Here is an 18,430-nt window from a genome sequence, read left to right on the forward strand (position 1 = left end):
CGCCTGTTGTATCAACTTTCAGAGTGGAAGAATAAATCTCTATGGATCCAACTCCTCAGTCACAATTAAAGCTTCTGATTCAAAAAGGTAAAGAGCAAGGTTATTTAACTTTTGCAGAAGTTAATGATCACCTTCCACAAGACATTATCGACTCAGATCAGGTAGAAGATATCATTAGCATGATTAATGATATGGGTATCAAGGTAAGTGAAAACGCGCCTGATGCCGATGAATTAATGATGCAAGAAACAACGACAGACGAAGACGCAGCAGAAGCCGCGGCAGCTGCACTTGCGACTGTAGAAAAAGAGATCGGTCGAACAACTGACCCTGTACGTATGTATATGCGTGAAATGGGTACTGTTGAACTTCTTACGCGTGAGGGCGAAATCGTAATCGCTAAGCGTATTGAGGAAGGTATTAACCAAGTACAGATTTCAGTTGCTGAATACCCAGAAGCAATTACCTATCTACTAGAGCAATGGGACAAGTTTGAAGCAGAAGAAATGCGCTTAAGCGACATTATTTCTGGTTTCTTTGACCCTAACAATGAAGATGAATCACAAATCTCTGCAACACACATCGGTTCTGAGTTAAACGAAGAGCAACTCGACGACGAAGACGACGAAGAGGATGATGATGAAGACAGTGATGACGATGACGATAGTGATGGCGATACAGGCCCTGATCCTGAAGAAGCGCGTATTCACTTCGAAAATTTACGTGAGCTTTATAACAAAGCACGCGATACGTTCGAAGAAAAAGGTCGCTCACATCCTGATTCACAGGAAGCTATTACAGAAATCGGCGAACTATTTAAAACATTTAAATTAGTGCCAAAACAGTTTGACCGCATGGTTAATAACATGCGTGAAATGATGGACCGCGTTCGTGTACAAGAGCGTATTATCATGAAGCAAGCTGTACAAATTGCTAAGTTACCGAAAAAGAACTTCATCAAGCACTTTGCAAACAACGAAACAGATGCTAGCTGGATTGACCTTGAGATTGCTGCAAATGAGAAATACTCTGTAGCTCTTGAAGAAGTTAAACCAGAAATCATTCGTTGCATCAGCAAACTAAGTGCAATTGAAGAAAGCACGGGTCTTAGCATCGAACGAATTAAAGACATCAACCGTCGTATGAGTATTGGTGAGGCGAAAGCTCGCCGTGCGAAGAAAGAAATGGTTGAAGCGAACTTACGTCTTGTAATTTCAATTGCGAAAAAATACACCAACCGTGGTTTACAGTTCTTAGACCTTATCCAAGAAGGTAACATTGGTCTAATGAAAGCGGTTGATAAGTTCGAATACCGCCGTGGTTATAAGTTCTCAACTTATGCAACATGGTGGATCCGTCAAGCAATTACGCGTTCGATTGCTGACCAAGCACGTACCATCCGTATTCCTGTGCACATGATTGAGACGATCAACAAGTTAAACCGTATCTCTCGTCAAATGCTACAAGAGATGGGGCGTGAGCCGAGCCCAGAAGAATTAGCTGAGCGTATGTTAATGCCTGAAGACAAGATCCGTAAGGTACTTAAAATCGCTAAAGAGCCAATTTCAATGGAAACGCCAATCGGTGATGATGAAGATTCGCACTTAGGTGACTTCATTGAAGATACCACTATAGATTCACCTATTGATTCTGCAACAATGGAATCATTACGTGGCGCTACAAACGACGTATTAGCAGGCTTAACAGCACGTGAAGCTAAAGTACTGCGTATGCGCTTTGGTATCGACATGAACACTGATCATACATTAGAGGAAGTTGGTAAGCAGTTTGACGTAACACGTGAGCGTATTCGTCAAATCGAAGCGAAAGCGTTACGTAAATTACGTCACCCTTCTCGCTCTGACTTACTGAAAAGCTTCTTAGATGCTAAGTAATTTAGTATCGCATTTTTAACTAAAAGGCCGCTGTTGCGGCCTTTTTTCTATTCGAGAGATATTCATGGCTTGGATCCAAATTCGTATCAATGCAAACGCTGACAACGCAGAATTAATCAGCGACTTATTAATGGACACTGGCAGTGCCTCAGTGACCTATGTTGACGCCAAAGATACCCCTATTTATGAGCCAAAGCTTGGCACAGTTCAACTATGGGCTGATACCACTGTCATTGGCCTTTATGACGCAAACCACGATATGGACAGCGTTGTAGAGACTCTAAAAGCTGAAGCAACACTCGCCGATAAACTTGTTTATAAGATTGAACAGCTTGAAGATAAGGATTGGGAACGAGAGTGGATGGATAACTTCCACCCAATTCAATTTGGTGAACGCTTATGGATCTGTCCAAGCTGGCGTGATATTCCAGATCCTAATGCTGTTAATGTATTACTCGATCCTGGTCTTGCTTTTGGTACGGGTACCCATGCAACCACGGCGCTTTGTTTAAAATGGCTAGAAAGCCAAGATTTAACAGGTAAAACCGTTGTCGATTTTGGTTGTGGCTCGGGTATTTTAGGAATAGCGGCAATCAAATTAGGTGCTGAGCGCATGATTGGTATCGATATTGATCCACAAGCCCTTGAGGCAAGCCGCGATAATGCAAAACGTAATGGTGTTGCAGATAAACTTGAAGTGTATTTACCTGAAGATCAGCCAGAGTTCACAGCCGATATTGTGGTTGCAAACATTCTAGCTCAACCACTTCGCGAACTACATGAAGTGATCTTAGGCCTTTTAAAACCGAATGGTAAAATTGCTATGTCAGGTATTTTAGAAGAGCAAGCTCAGTCTGTTGCCGACGTTTATGCCCCATTTTTAGTCCTTGATGAAGTGGCTGCTGAGGGGGAATGGACCCGAGTAAGCGGCATAAAGAAAGCCTAAACAGCCCTAGAGCATTTACTCAAACATAATAGGTAAAGCCAGTATTTAACAGGCTTTACCTTATTTTTACAGTTAGTAGTTTCTCACTTTTTAGTGAGTAAAAATTTTTCTGTTCAAATAACAAACAAATCAACCTACCCGTCAAACTGTTATCAAAAGTCAATACGAAAAGGGCAAAAAAAAGTCACTTTTGTTCAATTTATAGCCTTTGATTTTTGCTAAAAAAGCCGTAAACTTAGCGCCCCTTGAAAAGAGGCCAATTGAATAACAGTGCGTATCGGTTCATACCAACTTGAGAACAACGTAATTGTCGCGCCAATGGCAGGCATTACAGACAGACCATTTAGACAACTTTGCCGTCGCTTAGGTGCTGGCCTTGCTGTTTCTGAAATGCTCTCGTCAAACCCGAAAGTATGGAAAACCGAAAAATCGATGAACCGTATGGATCACAGCGGTGAGTCGGGAATTCGCTCGGTGCAAATCGCCGGTGCCGATCCTGAGCTTATGGCGCAGGCAGCACAATTCAATGTCAGCAATGGTGCACAGATCATAGATATCAATATGGGGTGCCCGGCTAAAAAAGTGAATAAGAAACTCGCAGGCTCTGCCTTATTACAGTTTCCTGAATTAGTACAAGAGATACTCGATGCCGTTGTTAATGCTGTCGATGTCCCTGTCACTTTAAAAATCCGTACCGGATGGGATCAGGATAACCGTAATGGTGTCGAGATTGCGAGAATAGCTGAACGTTATGGCATTGCCTCACTTGCAGTACATGGACGAACACGTGCATGTATGTATAAAGGTGAAGCAGAGTACGCCACAATTAGGGATATTAAACGTTCAGTGTCTATCCCTGTCGTTGCCAATGGTGATATTACTTCACCAGAAAAAGCAAAGCAGGTTTTGGATTATACGGGTGCAGATGCCATTATGATTGGTCGAGCCGCCCAAGGTCGCCCTTGGATTTTTAGGGAGATAGACCACTATTTGCGAACTGGAGAACATTTGCCAGCACCTGAAATTTCAGAAGTGCGTAGCATTTTGATGGAGCATTTAGACAATCTTCATCAGTTTTACGGGGAGCCAATGGGAGCGCGTATCGCTCGAAAGCATGTATCTTGGTATTTGCAAACCCATGACAGTGACGGTCAGTTTAGGCGAGTATTTAATGCGTTAGATAACCCACAGGCACAAGTCGACGCATTAGAAGAATACTTTAAAACACTAGCAGCTAACTAAGAAAGAAAGAGACATATAACGATGTTCGAACAAAACGTGACTTCTCCATTTATCACAAACCCTCATGTACAGTCACACGAGAAACCACAGCCGTTGCGTGATGCAGTGAAAAAAGCTGTTCATCACTACTTAAAGCAACTTAATGGTCAAGACGTACAAGACGTATACGACCTTGTTCTTTCTGAGCTAGAAGCACCATTACTTGAAGAAGTAATGACGTACACGCGTGGTAACCAAACTCGTGCTGCAATCTTACTAGGTATCAACCGTGGTACTTTACGTAAGAAGCTTAAAAAATACGGCATGAACTAATACTGGTTATTGAAACCGTAATCATTCTAACGAGCTATCGTTATAATTGCTTACAGCTTCATAGTAACTGGTAATAAGTTATTTGAAAAAAGCACCTTAGGGTGCTTTTTTTATAGCTGTTAAAAACTATGCAAAATCCTCACGCTTTAAACGTCGTTTTTTAAAGCAGATTCAGTTAAAATACCGCCTTTCTAAGCTAGCTCAAACATTGAGGTAATCAAAACTACAATGGATACACATCGTCCAATTCGTCGCGCACTATTAAGTGTGTCAGATAAAACCGGTATCGTTGAATTTGCTCGCGCTCTTGAAGCACAAGGCGTGGATATTTTATCAACTGGCGGTACTTGCAAATTACTTGCTGATAACGGCATCAAAGTCACTGAAGTATCTGACCATACTGGTCACCCTGAGATCATGGATGGTCGCGTAAAAACACTTCATCCAAAAATTCACGGCGGCATCCTAGCGCGTCGCGGTCAAGATGAAGACGTAATGAACGAGAATAACATCTCTGCTATCGATATCGTTGTAGTTAACTTATACCCCTTCGCAAACACTGTTGCGAAAGAAGACTGCAGCCTAGAAGATGCGATTGAAAACATTGATATCGGTGGTCCAACTATGGTTCGCGCTGCAGCGAAAAACCATAAAGACGTAACTATCGTAGTTAATGCAAAAGATTACGACCGTGTAATCAGCGAAATGCAAAGCAACAATGGTTCAACAACGTATAAAACGCGTTTTGATCTAGCTATTGCCGCTTACGAGCACACAGCTCAGTACGATGGCATGATTGCAAATTACTTCGGCAAAATGGTTCCTGACTATACAGAGGAAGCTGCTGAAGAGACTAAGTTCCCACGCACTATCAACATGCAGTTCACTAAGAAGCAAGATATGCGCTACGGTGAGAACTCACACCAAGACGCTGCTTTTTATGTTGAAAACGACTTAACTGAAGCATCTGTTGCAACTGCGGTTCAACTGCAAGGTAAAGCACTTTCTTATAACAATATTGCTGATACTGACGCAGCATTAGAGTGTGTAAAAGAATTCGACGTACCAGCGTGTGTTATCGTAAAACATGCGAACCCTTGTGGTGTGTCAATTGGTGACAACATTCTTGAAGCCTATGATCGCGCATTCAAAACTGACCCTACATCAGCATTTGGTGGCATCATCGCATTCAACAAAGAACTTGATGCAGACACTGCTGAAGCGATTGTTTCTCGTCAATTCGTTGAAGTTATCATTGCACCTAAAGTATCTGAAGCAGCTGCACAAATCGTATCTGCTAAGCAAAACTTACGCTTATTAGAATGTGGTGAATGGTCTGGTAATGCAACGGGTCACGATATCAAGCGCGTTAATGGCGGTATTTTAGTTCAAGACCGTGATCTAGGCATGGTAACGCAAGGCGACCTTAAAGTTGTATCTAAGCGTCAACCAACTGAGCAAGAATTAAAAGATCTATTATTCTGCTGGAAAGTAGCTAAATTCGTTAAGTCTAACGCGATTGTATATGCTCGTGACGGTATGACTATCGGTGTAGGCGCAGGCCAAATGAGCCGTGTTTACTCAGCGAAAATTGCAGGTATCAAAGCAGCTGACGAAAACCTTGAAGTAAAAGGTTCTGTTATGGCATCTGATGCATTCTTCCCATTCCGTGACGGTATTGATGCAGCTGCAGAGGCTGGCATCACTGCTGTTATCCAACCAGGTGGTTCAATGCGCGATGAAGAAGTTATCGCTGCAGCTGACGAAGCTGGTATGGCAATGGTATTTACAGGTATGCGCCATTTCCGCCACTAATCACATAAAGGGTTAAGCAAATAGCTTAACCCTTTTTGTTTGCCACAAATTCACGTATTCTGATTAATAATAATAATTACCCATATAATGAAGGAACAGATGATGAAATTTGCCGTAAAATCGTTACTCGTTGCCAGCCTTGCGCTAACATCAGCACAGGCACTAAGCCACGCCCATGAATCAGCGCTTACAAATGCTGTGCAATCAAGCGAACGTGATGCTGAAAATAGCGCACGTGATAAATATCGCCATCCAGTTGAAACACTTGAGTTCTTTGGCTTTAAGCCAAACATGACAGTTGTTGAAATTGCTCCAGGCGGTGGATGGTATAGCGAAATCCTTGCACCAGCCGTAAAAGGTCATGGTGTTTACTACGCGGCACATTTCCCAGCAGATTCTGAAGTGGGTTATTACCAACGTTCATTAGCTGGTTTCAAGAAAAAGATGAGCGATGACGCGCGCTTCAGTGAAGTTAAACTGACTGAATTTGCGCCAGTGACACATCTTGATATTGCACCAGCGGATAGCGCTGATCTTGTCTTAACATTCAGAAATGTCCACAACTGGTACATGGGTAAAGATAAAGAAGGCGCGTTAAGTGCATTTAAAGCATTTTATAAAGCACTTAAGCCAGGCGGCACTTTAGGTGTGGTTGAACACCGCCTACCTGAGTCTCGCAGCGATGAAGATCAGAAATCATCAGGTTATATGAAGCAAAGCTATGTAATTGAAATTGCAAAGCAAGCTGGCTTTGAACTAGTGGCAAGCAGTGACATTAATGCAAACCCTCTTGATACAGCTGATCACCCTAAAGGGGTATGGACACTACCACCACGTTTAGCACTTGACGAAAAAGACGCTGCTAAATATAAAGCGATTGGTGAAAGTGACCGTATGACGCTGAAGTTTAAAAAACCGCTATAAATAGGATTATACGCCATGAATGTACTTGTCATCGGCAGTGGCGGCCGCGAACACGCTCTTGCGTTTAAGGCTGCACAAAATACTAAAGTAAACACCGTTTTCGTCGCTCCAGGTAACGCAGGTACTGCACTTGAGCCAAAACTTGAAAACGTTGCTATTAATGTTGAAGACTTAGCAGGTTTAGTTACTTTTGCTAAAGAAAACAACGTTGAGTTAACCATTGTTGGCCCTGAAGTACCTCTTGTTTTAGGTGTGGTTGATACATTCCGTGAAAACGGTTTGGCTATCTTCGGCCCAACAGCAGGTGCTGCACAATTAGAAGGCTCTAAGTCGTTCACTAAAGACTTCTTAGCACGTCACGACATTCCAACAGCGGATTATCAAACATTTGAACAAATCGAACCTGCGCTTGCATACCTAAAAGAAAAAGGTGCGCCAATTGTTGTTAAAGCTGATGGCTTAGCAGCGGGTAAAGGCGTTATCGTTGCGATGACTGAACTTGAAGCTGAAGAAGCTATTCGCGATATGCTTGCAGGCAACAGCTTTGGTGAAGCTGGTAGCCGTGTGGTTATCGAAGAGTTCTTAGAAGGCGAAGAAGCATCTTTCATCGTGATGGTTGATGGCAAAAACGTGTTGCCATTTGCAACTAGCCAAGACCACAAACGTGCTTACAATGGTGACCAAGGTCCAAACACTGGCGGCATGGGTGCATACTCACCTGCACCAGTGGTTACAGATGAAATTCACCAGCGCATTATGAATGAAGTGATCAACCCGACAGTTGAAGGCATGGCAAAAGAAGGCCACCCTTACACTGGCTTCTTATACGCTGGTTTAATGATCACCGCTGATGGCACTCCAAAAGTGATTGAATACAACTGTCGTTTTGGCGATCCAGAAACACAACCTATGATGCTTCGTCTTAAGTCTGACCTTGTTGAGCTTATCGAAGCGGCTAACCGTGAAGAACTTGATAAAACCGATATCGAGTTCGATCCGCGCGCAGCTGTAGGTATTGTACTAGCAGCAAAAGGCTACCCAGATAGCTACCCGAAAGGTGACACTATCAACGGCTTACAAGTTACTTATCCTGAAGGTGAAAAAGTATTCCACGCAGGCACTAAGCAAGACGGCGAAAATGTTGTTACGGCTGGCGGTCGTGTGCTTTGTGCTACAGCGCTTGGCAACACAGTTACTGAAGCGCAACAACGTGCTTATAAACTAGTTGATGAAATCAGCTGGGAAGGCATGGAATATCGTACAGATATCGCTTACCGTGCAATTGCTCGCGAACAGAATTAAGGTCAAACCAGTCTAATTCTAATAAAGCGCAGTTTATCTGCGCTTTTTTAATGCTACACTAATAAGAATATTTACCTAGATAAAGAACTAATTTTGAATAATAAAGCACTGAAATATAACTTTGTTTCATTTCTTATTTTAACAATTTTGTTTTTTATCATTGCCACCCTAGCGGCTCATTTAGCCAGCCCTACCCGCTATACCATTGACAAAACGGCGCCTATTTACAGTAAAACGGCGTATCGAATCGACTACAGTAAATCACTAACTCTGGAGCAGTTTTTAGCAGAACCAGAAAAGCTAAAGCAACGCCCTTTTAAAGATATTGAGTGGGATTTAGCCGAGCAAGATTATTGGCTAAAGCTTGATTTAGAAAACCGTCAAACAAAGCCAGTAGAGCTGTCTATTCACTTTGACAACCCAATGGTTGATTACCTCACTGTCTATCATGTTGATGATAAGGGGCTGCTTATAGATACAACCGAGCTAGGAGATAAAGTAGCTGGGCTCAGTTTGTTCCAATACAGCACACCGCACAGCATTTTAACAATGCAGGGCAACGAGCAAACAACCCTCATTATTAAGATAGATACTGTTGGTATTAGTAAGACACCTATCAATATTTATGGTGAAAAAGAGTTCCAAGATTTACTTCGTTCACAGTCGGGTATTTGGGGGATCTTTATTGGCGTGCTGATAATGGCAGCCCTCTATAACTTGGTATTATTTTTAGGGATTCGTGACCGTGTCTACCTTATTTACATAGGTTATATAATCTCAGCATTGCTACTTATGGGCTCAGTGCTTGGTTTTGGTTTTTATCTATGGCCTTTGTCATGGCAAATGTTTTTTAATGAGCAAGTGGTCTTCAGTAACTATGCAATAGCCTTTTTCACTGTAGCATTTTGCACTATGTTCTTACGCTACCATAAAGACAATTGCCGCCTTTATAAACTCAGTATTAGCTTTTTAGCCCTGCTCTTCAGTCTCAGCCTGATCAGTTTTTTCATGCTGGAATATCATTCTTCAAAAATCTTTTTTGCCATCATGGTACCGCTTTATATTTTATGTATTTGCATGATATACAAAAAGTTAGTGAGTGGCTTTAGATGGGCAAAGTTTTATGTAATGTCTTGGGTGCCACTGATAGTAGGCGCTGCAATTCAACCTTTAGAGCTTACTGGATTTATTCAGTATAGCTTTGCAGTTAGATATATTTTTTTAGTCGCTATTCTGTGTGAAATTGTGCTCATGGCAATGGCGCTGGCTGATCGAGTCCGGTATCAACGTGAAAAAGCGCTGTATCATGCAACTCATACTCAACAAACAGAGTTACTCAATCAAGCTATGCTCAAACAAGCCTATATGGCGATCACTTCAGAGCACAGGCTCGCTAATCTTTGTTTAGTGAAAATAGAGCAATTTAATGCCCTAATGAGCATCCTTAAGCCAAGTCAGAGTAGCCAAATAATTATCACAGTTGCTCAATCCCTAGAGCATCAAATCAATAAAAAGAGACAATTTATTAATTTAGAGTCGGCTTTAGATAATAGCCCAAAAGTAGCTGATTTAGGGAATGGTATACTCGCCTTTATTTCTACCAAAATTCAGTCTCAAGTAGAGCTTTATCAAGAGCTTAACAACCTTTGTAAACAGCTCCCTAAACAATATAAAGTGGCAGGCTTAGACCTACAGCTTTACTATCGCTTTAGCATTACCGAGCCGGTTAGTGATGATGGCTTTGATATTTGGCTGCAGCGTGGCTACTTGGGTTTATCACAAAAACAACAAAATATTGACTTTAACGCACCACATATTGATATGGATGTCAGCCTTGCTGCAGAATTACAGCAAGCAATACGAAGCAATACATTAGCCATTTACTTACAGCCAATTATCAATTTACACAGCGGCGCTATCTGTGGTGCTGAGGCGCTATTACGCTGGCCTACAGCTGGTAAGTATCTCGATATTGAGCAACTGATTTTATTGGCTGAACGAACAGGTTTAATCAATGAACTAAGCTTATGGGTAATTGATCAGGCTTGCCTTGCTGCTGCACAGCTTAATCGACAAGGTTACCGCGAGCATACTATTAGCGTTAATTTAAGTGCGAAAAATCTCGCTATCCCTAAACTCGTCGAAAAAGTCGAAAACACTATCTTAAAACATGGTATTACCGCGGATCAGTTAAAGTTTGAATTAACCGAGTTTGCGCTTATTAAAAACCATGATGAAATGGTCAGCTTTATCAGCGAGCTCAATAAACTCGGGAGTAAGGTAGTACTCGATGACTTTGGTACTGGCTACTCTTCGTTGAACTACTTGGTGAATTATTCATTTAGCACTATAAAAGTAGATAAGTGCTTTATTCTTGATTTAGTGGATAACACAACTAATCAAGTGGTTGTAAAAACTGCCATTGATATGGCCCATAACCTTGATATGAATATCACCATCGAAGGTGTTGAAAACCAAGCTACAGAGAAAATGCTGATCAAAATGGGGGCTGATCAAGGCCAAGGCTATTATTACAGCAAAGCACTGCCGATTAATGAGTATCTAAGCTTTATTGCCTCACAATTTAAATAGGGCGTGTTACACTGCTCTTTTTAACATCTTTAGGGGCCATGTAAAGATGCAAGGTACGATCAGAAAATTAAAGTCGACACTTACCTCTCCTGTCGAATATCAATTACCTATTGGTGATGAGCTAGTTTCGTTAAATGACTATATTGGTAAACCGCTAACACTCACTTTTACTGGCAATATTTTTTGCTGTAACTGCGGTAAAAAAACCAAGAAAAGCTACTCTCAAGGCCACTGTTTCGTGTGTATGCGCAAACTGGCTAGCTGTGACATGTGTATCATGAAGCCTGAAACGTGCCACTTTGATAAAGGTACCTGTCGTGAGCCGCAGTGGGGTGAAGAAAACTGCATGATCCCGCATTACGTGTATTTAGCAAACACCTCAGGCCTAAAAGTAGGTATTACCCGCCATACTCAAATTCCTACACGCTGGATTGACCAAGGTGCGACGCAAGCTTTACCTATCTTCAAAGTACAAACCCGCCTTCAATCTGGTTTAGTTGAGGTTGCCTTAGCCAAGTTTATTGCTGATAAAACCAATTGGCGAAACATGCTAAAAGGCCAATCTGAAGCAATTGATTTAAAAGCCGCTGCCAGTGAGCTGATCCCACAAATTGATGCTAAGCTGAGTGAACTTGCTGAACTGTTTGGCTCAACGGCAATTGAAAAGCTCGATGAAGATGTGGTTGAGCTAGACTATCCTGTGAGTGAATACCCAAGCAAAATCAGCTCTTTCAATTTTGATAAAGCACCAGAAGTATCGGGGATTTTAAAAGGCATTAAAGGCCAGTACCTAATTTTTGATACTGGCGTAATTAATATTCGTAAGTTTACTTCTTATGAGATAAGCCTTAATTAATCGCTTTTTTCTGTATTAAGGTAAAAGTCATACCATTGCTGTTTCGCTACGGGACGGCAAAAATAATAGCCTTGAATGATATCGCAGTTAAGTGAACGTAAGTAATTTAACTGCTCTACCTTCTCAACCCCTTCGGCGACAACATGAATACTTAAACTTTTCGCAAGACTAATAATCGCCGTTACTATTTCACTATTACCATATTCATCAGGTACTTTTGCTATAAAGCTGGCATCTATTTTTAACGTATCAATAGGCAGTTTTGTTAAATAACTTAAAGCCGAATACCCCGTACCAAAGTCATCCAAAGTAATATGCACACCTAGTTTTTTCAGCGCCAACAACTCTTGCTTGGCCTCACTAAAGTGGCTTATAAAACAGCTTTCCGTCAGCTCAACTTCAAGCTTGTGTGGGTCAACATTATAACGCTCAAGTAAACGCTCAACATTCGATGCTAATTGCCCCTGACGTAAGTGATTCGCCGATATATTAATTGCTAAGCGCCCTGCTTCAATCCCTTGTTGCTGCCACTTTTCTAACTCTTTACAAGCCTGCTCGATTACCCATAAATCGAGTTTTACAATTAGACCAAGCTCTTCAGCAAGGGGGATAAATTTAGCCGGTGAGATCACGCCAAGATTCGGCTCATGCCAACGCAAAAGCGCTTCAACACCTAAAATTTTACCCGAGTTTAACTCTTGCTTCGGTTGGAAATAAAGCTCAAATTCGTCACATTCAATGGCATTTTGCAAACGGCTCATCATTGCCAGACGTTCTAAAGAGCGCGCATTCATAGCTGGTTTAAATAATTGAAATGAATTACGACCGACTTCTTTGGCGCGGTACATAGCAATATCAGCATGCTTAAGTAATGTGGCGCTATCTACGCCATCATCTGGATAAACTGCGGCGCCAATAGAGGCTGTAATTGCAACTACATGCTCGTTAATAGCAAGCGGCATACTCACTTGCTGTAATACTTGTTCTGCAAAGTTTAATAACGTTTCAACACGATTTACTTCGCATAGTAAAACAAATTCATCACCACCTAAGCGTGCTAGGGTATCCCCTTCAGGTAAGATTGATAAAATTCGTTCAGCAACTTGTTCAAGCAAATTATCACCTGCGTCATGTCCTAAGCTGTCGTTGACCTCTTTAAAGCGATCTAAGTCGATAAACATTACAGCTAAAAGATCATGGTTACGCTTGGCGGTGCTTAGTGCAATGGAGAGCCTGTCATGAAATAAGCGCCGATTTGGCAGGCCGGTCAATTCATCGTAATAGGCAAGCTGGGCAATTTTTTCTTCAGCACGTTTACGCTCAGTAATATCGCTAAAAATAGCTGCATACAGCACCTCATCAAAGTTAGGGTCTTTAATTTGAATGATGGTTAGCCACTCAACAAACTCTTCGCCGCCTTTCTTACAATTACAGATCTCCCCTTGCCACACCCCTTCATATTCAATGGCATGCCACATTTTTTGATAAAAAGAACGACTATGTTTTGTTGAGCTTAGAATATTTGGCCGCTTACCTATTACTTCATGTTCAGCAAAACCTGTCAGCTCAGTAAAAGCTGGGTTAACTTGAATAATGGTGCCGTCTTTGCGAGTTAACATGATGCCATCAAGTGAGGCATCAATAATTTTATTTGCAAGAAATAGGTTACGTTGTGACTTTTGCAAAGCAAGATCACGCTGCTCAATAGCACGCTCAAGCTCGCAACAATAAGCCGATTCAATCTCTGTGATCAAATCAGCAAATGAAATCACCCCACAGATCTCATCATCTTTGACCACCAAATGGCGAACATTATGCTCTGTCATAGTGCGATAAGCATCAAATAAACTACTTTCACAATCAATTTCAATTAACGGATAACTGGCATACTGCCAACAGGGATTTAGCCACTCAGTTTGGATTATCAATTCAACAATGTCGCGCTGAGTAATAATACCGTGTACTTCAAGCTCTCGGTTATAAACCAGCACACTATCAAGCCTGCCAGTTCGCATCAGCTGCACAACCTCTTCAATCGGTGTCTGCGCATCAACGACCTCAAGGTCGGTGCGGTATTGCTCATGAATAGGCCTAAACTGTAGGTAGTGGTCCAGACCTTGGTTATGAACGATATCAGAAAGGTTCAGCATACCAGCAGGTTGGTTCTCACTATCCATTACTAATAAATGGCGAATACCATGTTGTTGAAAACGCAGCGTTGCATCACTGACTGAACATTGGTTAGGCACCGTAATAACAGGTGCTGACATCACCTCATGAATGGCAAGATTCTTGTAAGCTGGGCTGCTGATATCAATTTTCAAACAATCAGCTTCAGTCCAAATCCCAACCACGGACTGTTCATGTTGGATAAAAATAGCCGTTACATTGTGAACATGCATCAACCTTACCGCATCGACCAAAGGCGTATGCGCAGGACATGATACCAATTTATGCGAAAAGACATCACTGACCTTTTGATGTCGTCTTGGTTGATTCATAAGTCGACTTTCCTAGTTCTTGCATGAATTGACAATTATAATCATTTCAATATTGGCAACTTTGACACAGGACAATAAATGCACTCATCATTTCCTAAGATTATTTTTTCAGCTAATGAATTAGCATTAGTAGAAGATGAAGCCGATATTGAAAGCTTTGTTTATGGTTTGAGTGAGGAGCAGCAACTCGCAGTTATTATGCTTTTAGCTACAGGGCACTATGTTAATTTGCAGGGTGAGAGCGTTAAAGCCTTAACTGACGCTGAGCTTGCGACTAAAGTGACTGAGCATCTAGCACAAGAAGGAGTGTGCTGTTTAAGTAAGGTTTCTCGGCTTACACCATCGCAAGCCTTTGCTATGCTGGCAGATTAAGGTGCATCCACCAGCGCTTTAATATGCGCCACAGCACTTCGACCAAGGGCTGATAAGGCATAACCTCCTTCGAGGTAAGAGACAATCCCTTTACAATCTTGCTGTTGGCAAAACTCAGCTAATTGTGTAGTGAGCCATGCGTAATCATCTTCAACAAATTTCAGGCTTGCCATGTCATCTTCAAGGTGAGCATCAAACCCAGCACTAATAAACAATAGTTCAGGCTTAAATTCATTGAGTTTTGGCAGCCATTGCTCAAGGTACACAGCTTTCAAGTCATTACCATCACTGGCAATTGGCAGCGGTGAGTTCACTAAAGTCGCGTTATTTTCAACCGCAGTATTAGGATAAAATGGGTGTTGAAACAAAGAGCAAAACAACACATTATCATCTTCTAAAAAGATATCTTGAGTGCCGTTTCCATGGTGAACATCGAAGTCTAGAATAGCGATGCGTTTTACACCTTTGCTTTGCGCATATTTCACGGCAATGGCTAGATTATTAAAAACGCAAAACCCTGCAGAGGAGCTGCGGTTTGCATGATGGCCCGGCGGTCTAACCGAGCAAAAAGCTGCATCTAGCTTATCAGCAAGGATCTCATCAACGGCTAATAACCCGGCGCCAACGGCACGCTCAATCGCTTTCATTGAGTCTGGACACAGCCAGGTATCGCCGTCTAATTCAGCAAGCCCGTCATTAGGAATTGTTTGTTCTACATGGCTGACCAAAGACTCATCATGAGCACGTAAAAAATCGTCGCGGCTAGCTTTTGGAGCTTGTAAATGAGTAATTGCAATATCAACACCGCTTGCTAGCAAACGGTCGGTGATCACATCTAAACGCGCGGGACATTCTGGGTGATCCTCAATCATTTTATGTTTACGACAAAATGGATGTGAGATAACTGCCGTTCTCATAATACGCTCCTTGGATTATTTTCCCCCAGTATAACAAAGCCACCGAATGGTGGCTTTGCGACTTTGGTTTACTTTTTAGCGCGTAAATCTAAATTTCTAAAGTCAAAACTAAAGTCAGTGACCGCCGTTGATACAGCGCGCATTTTCGCACCACTCACTCTGTTTTCTGGGCTCATTTGAAACTCTATGTAAGCATCCGCTTCAAGTAACTTTTCATCCCACTTAACAATAAAGGTATTGCCAGTGTAATGCTCTAGTTGACCTTTTAAGCGCTTTGTATGAGTAAAATCAATACGTAGCTGACCATTTAACTCTTCGATGACCACATCACCATACCAGTTATCATGCAGTGTACCTGTGTAGTTGATGTTTGGTAGTTTCGGTTGATAATCGGCCGGTGTTTCTGGTTTTGCATTTGCGTAAGCTTCTTTTTTACCTTCAAAATGCTTTTTCGCAAGATCTTCAACCCAGTCTTTATCTTCAAGATCTAATGCATCTTCTAACACTTCATAAGTTACTGCTGATAACGCACTAAATGCTTGCTGGTTACTAAGAATCACAATACCGAGGTTTTTCTCTGGTAATAATGTCACTTGAGACACCATACCTAAGATACCACCACCATGGCCTAACTTTTTAATGCCGTGGAAGTCTTCAATACTCCAGCCTAAACCATAGCCTCTAAATTGCTGATGGTAAGCTTCATAAGCTCTTTTTGAGGCCATTGACGTAATATGTGGATGCCACATTTGTTGCTGCTGCTTTTCAGTGAATAACTGATCGCCATTTGGCATTTTGCCATGTGCAAGCTGCGTGCGTAGCCATTGGCTCATATCACTCACGCTTGATGCAATCGCACCTGCACCACGGAAGTCTTCAAGGTAGTTAACAAAAAATGGATGTAGTTGCCCATCCATTGGGATATGACCCGTAGCCCAGTTTTTATTACTACTAGGGATACGTGAAAAACCAGCTCGCGAGTTTTTCATATCGAGAGGCTCAAGAATATTTTTCTCAATATAATCATTCCAGCTCATGCCAGAGACACGCGCAACCACCTCACCTGCTGTCACAAACATTAGGTTGTTATACGCGTATTTACTGCGAAAACTACTTGCCGGTTTCAAATATTTTAGGCCTGCGATGATCTCATCAATCGATTTGTCGGTATCTGGCCAAATCATTAAATCACCTTGCCCTAAACCCAAACCGCTACGGTGGCTTAATAAATCGCGAATGGTCATTTCGCGCGTAACATAAGGGTCATACAAGCGAAACTCAGGTAGATGATCAATGACTTTGTCATCCCAGCTTAGCTTGCCTTCATCAATCAATTTAGCTAACGCTGCTGCGGTAAATGCTTTGGTGTTTGAGGCTATACCGAATAATGTGTCTTTATTTACTTTTTTACCGGTATCAAGGTGAGATACACCAAAACCTTTTGCTAACACGACTTTATCATTTTCAACAATCGCCACAGCCATACCCGGTACATCAAAACGTGCCATCGACGTTTCAATCACTTTTTCGATTTTCTTAGTATCAATATCAGCATAGCTGTAAAACGAACAGCTTGATAACAATGCCGCTGCAACGGCTAATTTACGGAGTTTCATAATATCCCTTGGTGATTTTTATTGTTGTGAATAGCGAACTCTTTCGCTGCTCGGGTTTTATCTGGATCATCGCAACTTTGTCTTGCGAGTATTGCTTCACTGTAATGATTTGGTACACCTGCTTCAAGCGCTCCGCGATGAACATGCTGAAGATACCAGTCGAATGGAAGTAAAGACTCATCAAGGGTGTTAGCAATATAACAATGCGCAGCGAGTTGCTCGCCATCAATTAGCTCAACGGTGATATCTACACAGTCATAACGTGGCCCTTCGATATCATCAAGAATCGACTTTTCCGCTTCGTTAAGCTGATAAACAACGCCATATACCAAGGTATCTGCTTGCCCTGTTTTACGCACGCTGCATTTTGCAGAACCATCGGTACTCACCATATCAAAAGTCAGCTCATAACCCTTTAAAATGGCTGTGCCCACCCGTTTTGCTCCAGGTAGCCTTGCCAGCAATCGACTCGATGACATATTTGAACCAAATGAAAAGTTATACAGCGCCATACTCACCTCACACAACAACGCGAATAGCTAAGGCAATTAAGATCACCCCAATGCCTCTATCAAACCAATATCCGCTTTTTAAGAAAAATGCTCTCACCGATGTTTTTGATAACACCAATGATAAAAATGAAAACCACAACCAAGTTGCCATTGCCATATATACACCATATCCAGCTTGCACTAAAACGGGTGTTTCAGGACTAATCACAAGAGTAAACAGCGACATAAAAAACAGCGTTGCTTTGGGATTAAGGGCATTAGTAAAAAAGCCGCGTCGAAATGCTTTATACACAGATTCAGGCTCAGCAGGTGCAAGAGTTTGCTGCTTACTATCGTTGGGTTTTGCACTGCGTAAGGCTTGTACACCTAAGTAAGCCAGATAGGCCCCTGCAACGTATTTTAAAGCCATAAATAAGCTTGGTGACTGCGATAATATTAACGCCACACCTAATACACAATAAGCAATATGTAACAGAATAGCCGCACCCACACCGGCACTTGTCCAGAGCGCATTTTTACGACCTTGTTGAATACTTTGTTTTAGTACGATCGCAAAGTCAGGGCCTGGACTTGCCACTGCAAAAAAATGAGCAATAGCAATCAATAAAAACTCATCTAAATACTGCAC

The 18,430-nt window shown here is 41.9% G+C and carries 15 protein-coding genes; 10 read left to right on the forward strand and 5 right to left on the reverse strand.

Features of this window, described 5'->3' with window-relative positions:
* The first annotated feature begins 41 nt into the window (after positions 1 to 41).
* The 9 genes from rpoD to HYD28_16055 all read left to right on the forward strand — a co-directional run bounded on the left by rpoD (position 42) and on the right by HYD28_16055 (position 11,884).
* Positions 42 to 1,895 carry an RNA polymerase sigma factor RpoD gene (gene rpoD, locus HYD28_16015; GenBank protein ID QLE10340.1) on the forward strand — a complete coding sequence of 618 codons (1,854 nt, stop codon included), beginning with the start codon at positions 42 to 44 and terminating at the stop codon, positions 1,893 to 1,895.
* Between the two features lie 64 nt (positions 1,896 to 1,959).
* Positions 1,960 to 2,841 (forward strand): 50S ribosomal protein L11 methyltransferase, encoded by an 882-nt coding sequence (prmA, locus tag HYD28_16020; GenBank protein QLE10341.1) that lies wholly within the window; start codon positions 1,960 to 1,962, stop codon positions 2,839 to 2,841.
* Between the two features lie 270 nt (positions 2,842 to 3,111).
* The gene (gene dusB / locus HYD28_16025; protein QLE10342.1) at positions 3,112 to 4,083 is read left to right on the forward strand and encodes a tRNA dihydrouridine synthase DusB; all 972 of its coding nucleotides are present in this window, start codon (positions 3,112 to 3,114) and stop codon (positions 4,081 to 4,083) included.
* A gap of 21 nt (positions 4,084 to 4,104) precedes the next feature.
* Positions 4,105 to 4,395, forward strand: a complete 291-nt coding sequence (fis, locus tag HYD28_16030; GenBank protein QLE10343.1) for a DNA-binding transcriptional regulator Fis — start codon at positions 4,105 to 4,107, stop codon at positions 4,393 to 4,395.
* 228 nt (positions 4,396 to 4,623) lie between these two features.
* On the forward strand, positions 4,624 to 6,210 hold the full coding sequence (gene purH / locus HYD28_16035; GenBank protein QLE10344.1) for a bifunctional phosphoribosylaminoimidazolecarboxamide formyltransferase/IMP cyclohydrolase: 1,587 nt from the start codon (positions 4,624 to 4,626) through the stop codon (positions 6,208 to 6,210).
* Between the two features lie 102 nt (positions 6,211 to 6,312).
* Positions 6,313 to 7,134, forward strand: a complete 822-nt coding sequence (locus HYD28_16040; GenBank protein QLE10582.1) for a class I SAM-dependent methyltransferase — start codon at positions 6,313 to 6,315, stop codon at positions 7,132 to 7,134.
* 15 nt (positions 7,135 to 7,149) lie between these two features.
* Positions 7,150 to 8,436, forward strand: coding sequence for a phosphoribosylamine--glycine ligase (gene purD, locus HYD28_16045; GenBank protein QLE10345.1), 1,287 nt, complete (start codon positions 7,150 to 7,152; stop codon positions 8,434 to 8,436).
* A 93-nt stretch (positions 8,437 to 8,529) separates the two neighbouring features.
* Complete coding sequence (locus HYD28_16050) at positions 8,530 to 11,028, forward strand: EAL domain-containing protein (GenBank protein ID QLE10346.1); 2,499 nt, start codon at positions 8,530 to 8,532, stop codon at positions 11,026 to 11,028.
* A 46-nt stretch (positions 11,029 to 11,074) separates the two neighbouring features.
* Complete coding sequence (locus tag HYD28_16055) at positions 11,075 to 11,884, forward strand: DUF2797 domain-containing protein (protein ID QLE10347.1); 810 nt, start codon at positions 11,075 to 11,077, stop codon at positions 11,882 to 11,884.
* Here HYD28_16055 and HYD28_16060 read toward each other — a convergent pair.
* Complete coding sequence (locus HYD28_16060; protein ID QLE10348.1) at positions 11,881 to 14,385, reverse strand: EAL domain-containing protein; 2,505 nt, start codon at positions 14,383 to 14,385, stop codon at positions 11,881 to 11,883. The genes HYD28_16055 and HYD28_16060 overlap by 4 nt on opposite strands.
* 78 nt (positions 14,386 to 14,463) lie before the next feature.
* Between HYD28_16060 and HYD28_16065 the strand changes: the two genes are divergently transcribed.
* Positions 14,464 to 14,757 carry a hypothetical protein gene (locus HYD28_16065; protein QLE10349.1) on the forward strand — a complete coding sequence of 98 codons (294 nt, stop codon included), beginning with the start codon at positions 14,464 to 14,466 and terminating at the stop codon, positions 14,755 to 14,757.
* Here the strand turns inward: HYD28_16065 and HYD28_16070 are convergent.
* The 4 genes from HYD28_16070 to HYD28_16085 all read right to left on the reverse strand — a co-directional run bounded on the left by HYD28_16070 (position 14,754) and on the right by HYD28_16085 (position 18,430).
* Positions 14,754 to 15,674 carry a histone deacetylase family protein gene (locus HYD28_16070; GenBank protein QLE10350.1) on the reverse strand — a complete coding sequence of 307 codons (921 nt, stop codon included), beginning with the start codon at positions 15,672 to 15,674 and terminating at the stop codon, positions 14,754 to 14,756. The genes HYD28_16065 and HYD28_16070 overlap by 4 nt on opposite strands.
* A 68-nt stretch (positions 15,675 to 15,742) precedes the next feature.
* Entirely contained in the window at positions 15,743 to 17,290 is a 1,548-nt protein-coding gene (locus HYD28_16075) for a serine hydrolase (protein QLE10351.1), read from the reverse strand.
* Positions 17,287 to 17,802: a gamma-glutamylcyclotransferase gene (locus HYD28_16080; protein QLE10352.1), complete on the reverse strand. Its 516-nt coding sequence runs from the start codon at positions 17,800 to 17,802 to the stop codon at positions 17,287 to 17,289. Before HYD28_16080 ends, HYD28_16075 begins: the two co-directional genes overlap by 4 nt.
* A 7-nt stretch (positions 17,803 to 17,809) precedes the next feature.
* Complete coding sequence (locus HYD28_16085; protein ID QLE10353.1) at positions 17,810 to 18,430, reverse strand: LysE family transporter; 621 nt, start codon at positions 18,428 to 18,430, stop codon at positions 17,810 to 17,812.

Source organism: Pseudoalteromonas shioyasakiensis, from assembly GCA_013391845.1.
Classification (GTDB): domain Bacteria; phylum Pseudomonadota; class Gammaproteobacteria; order Enterobacterales; family Alteromonadaceae; genus Pseudoalteromonas; species Pseudoalteromonas apostichopi.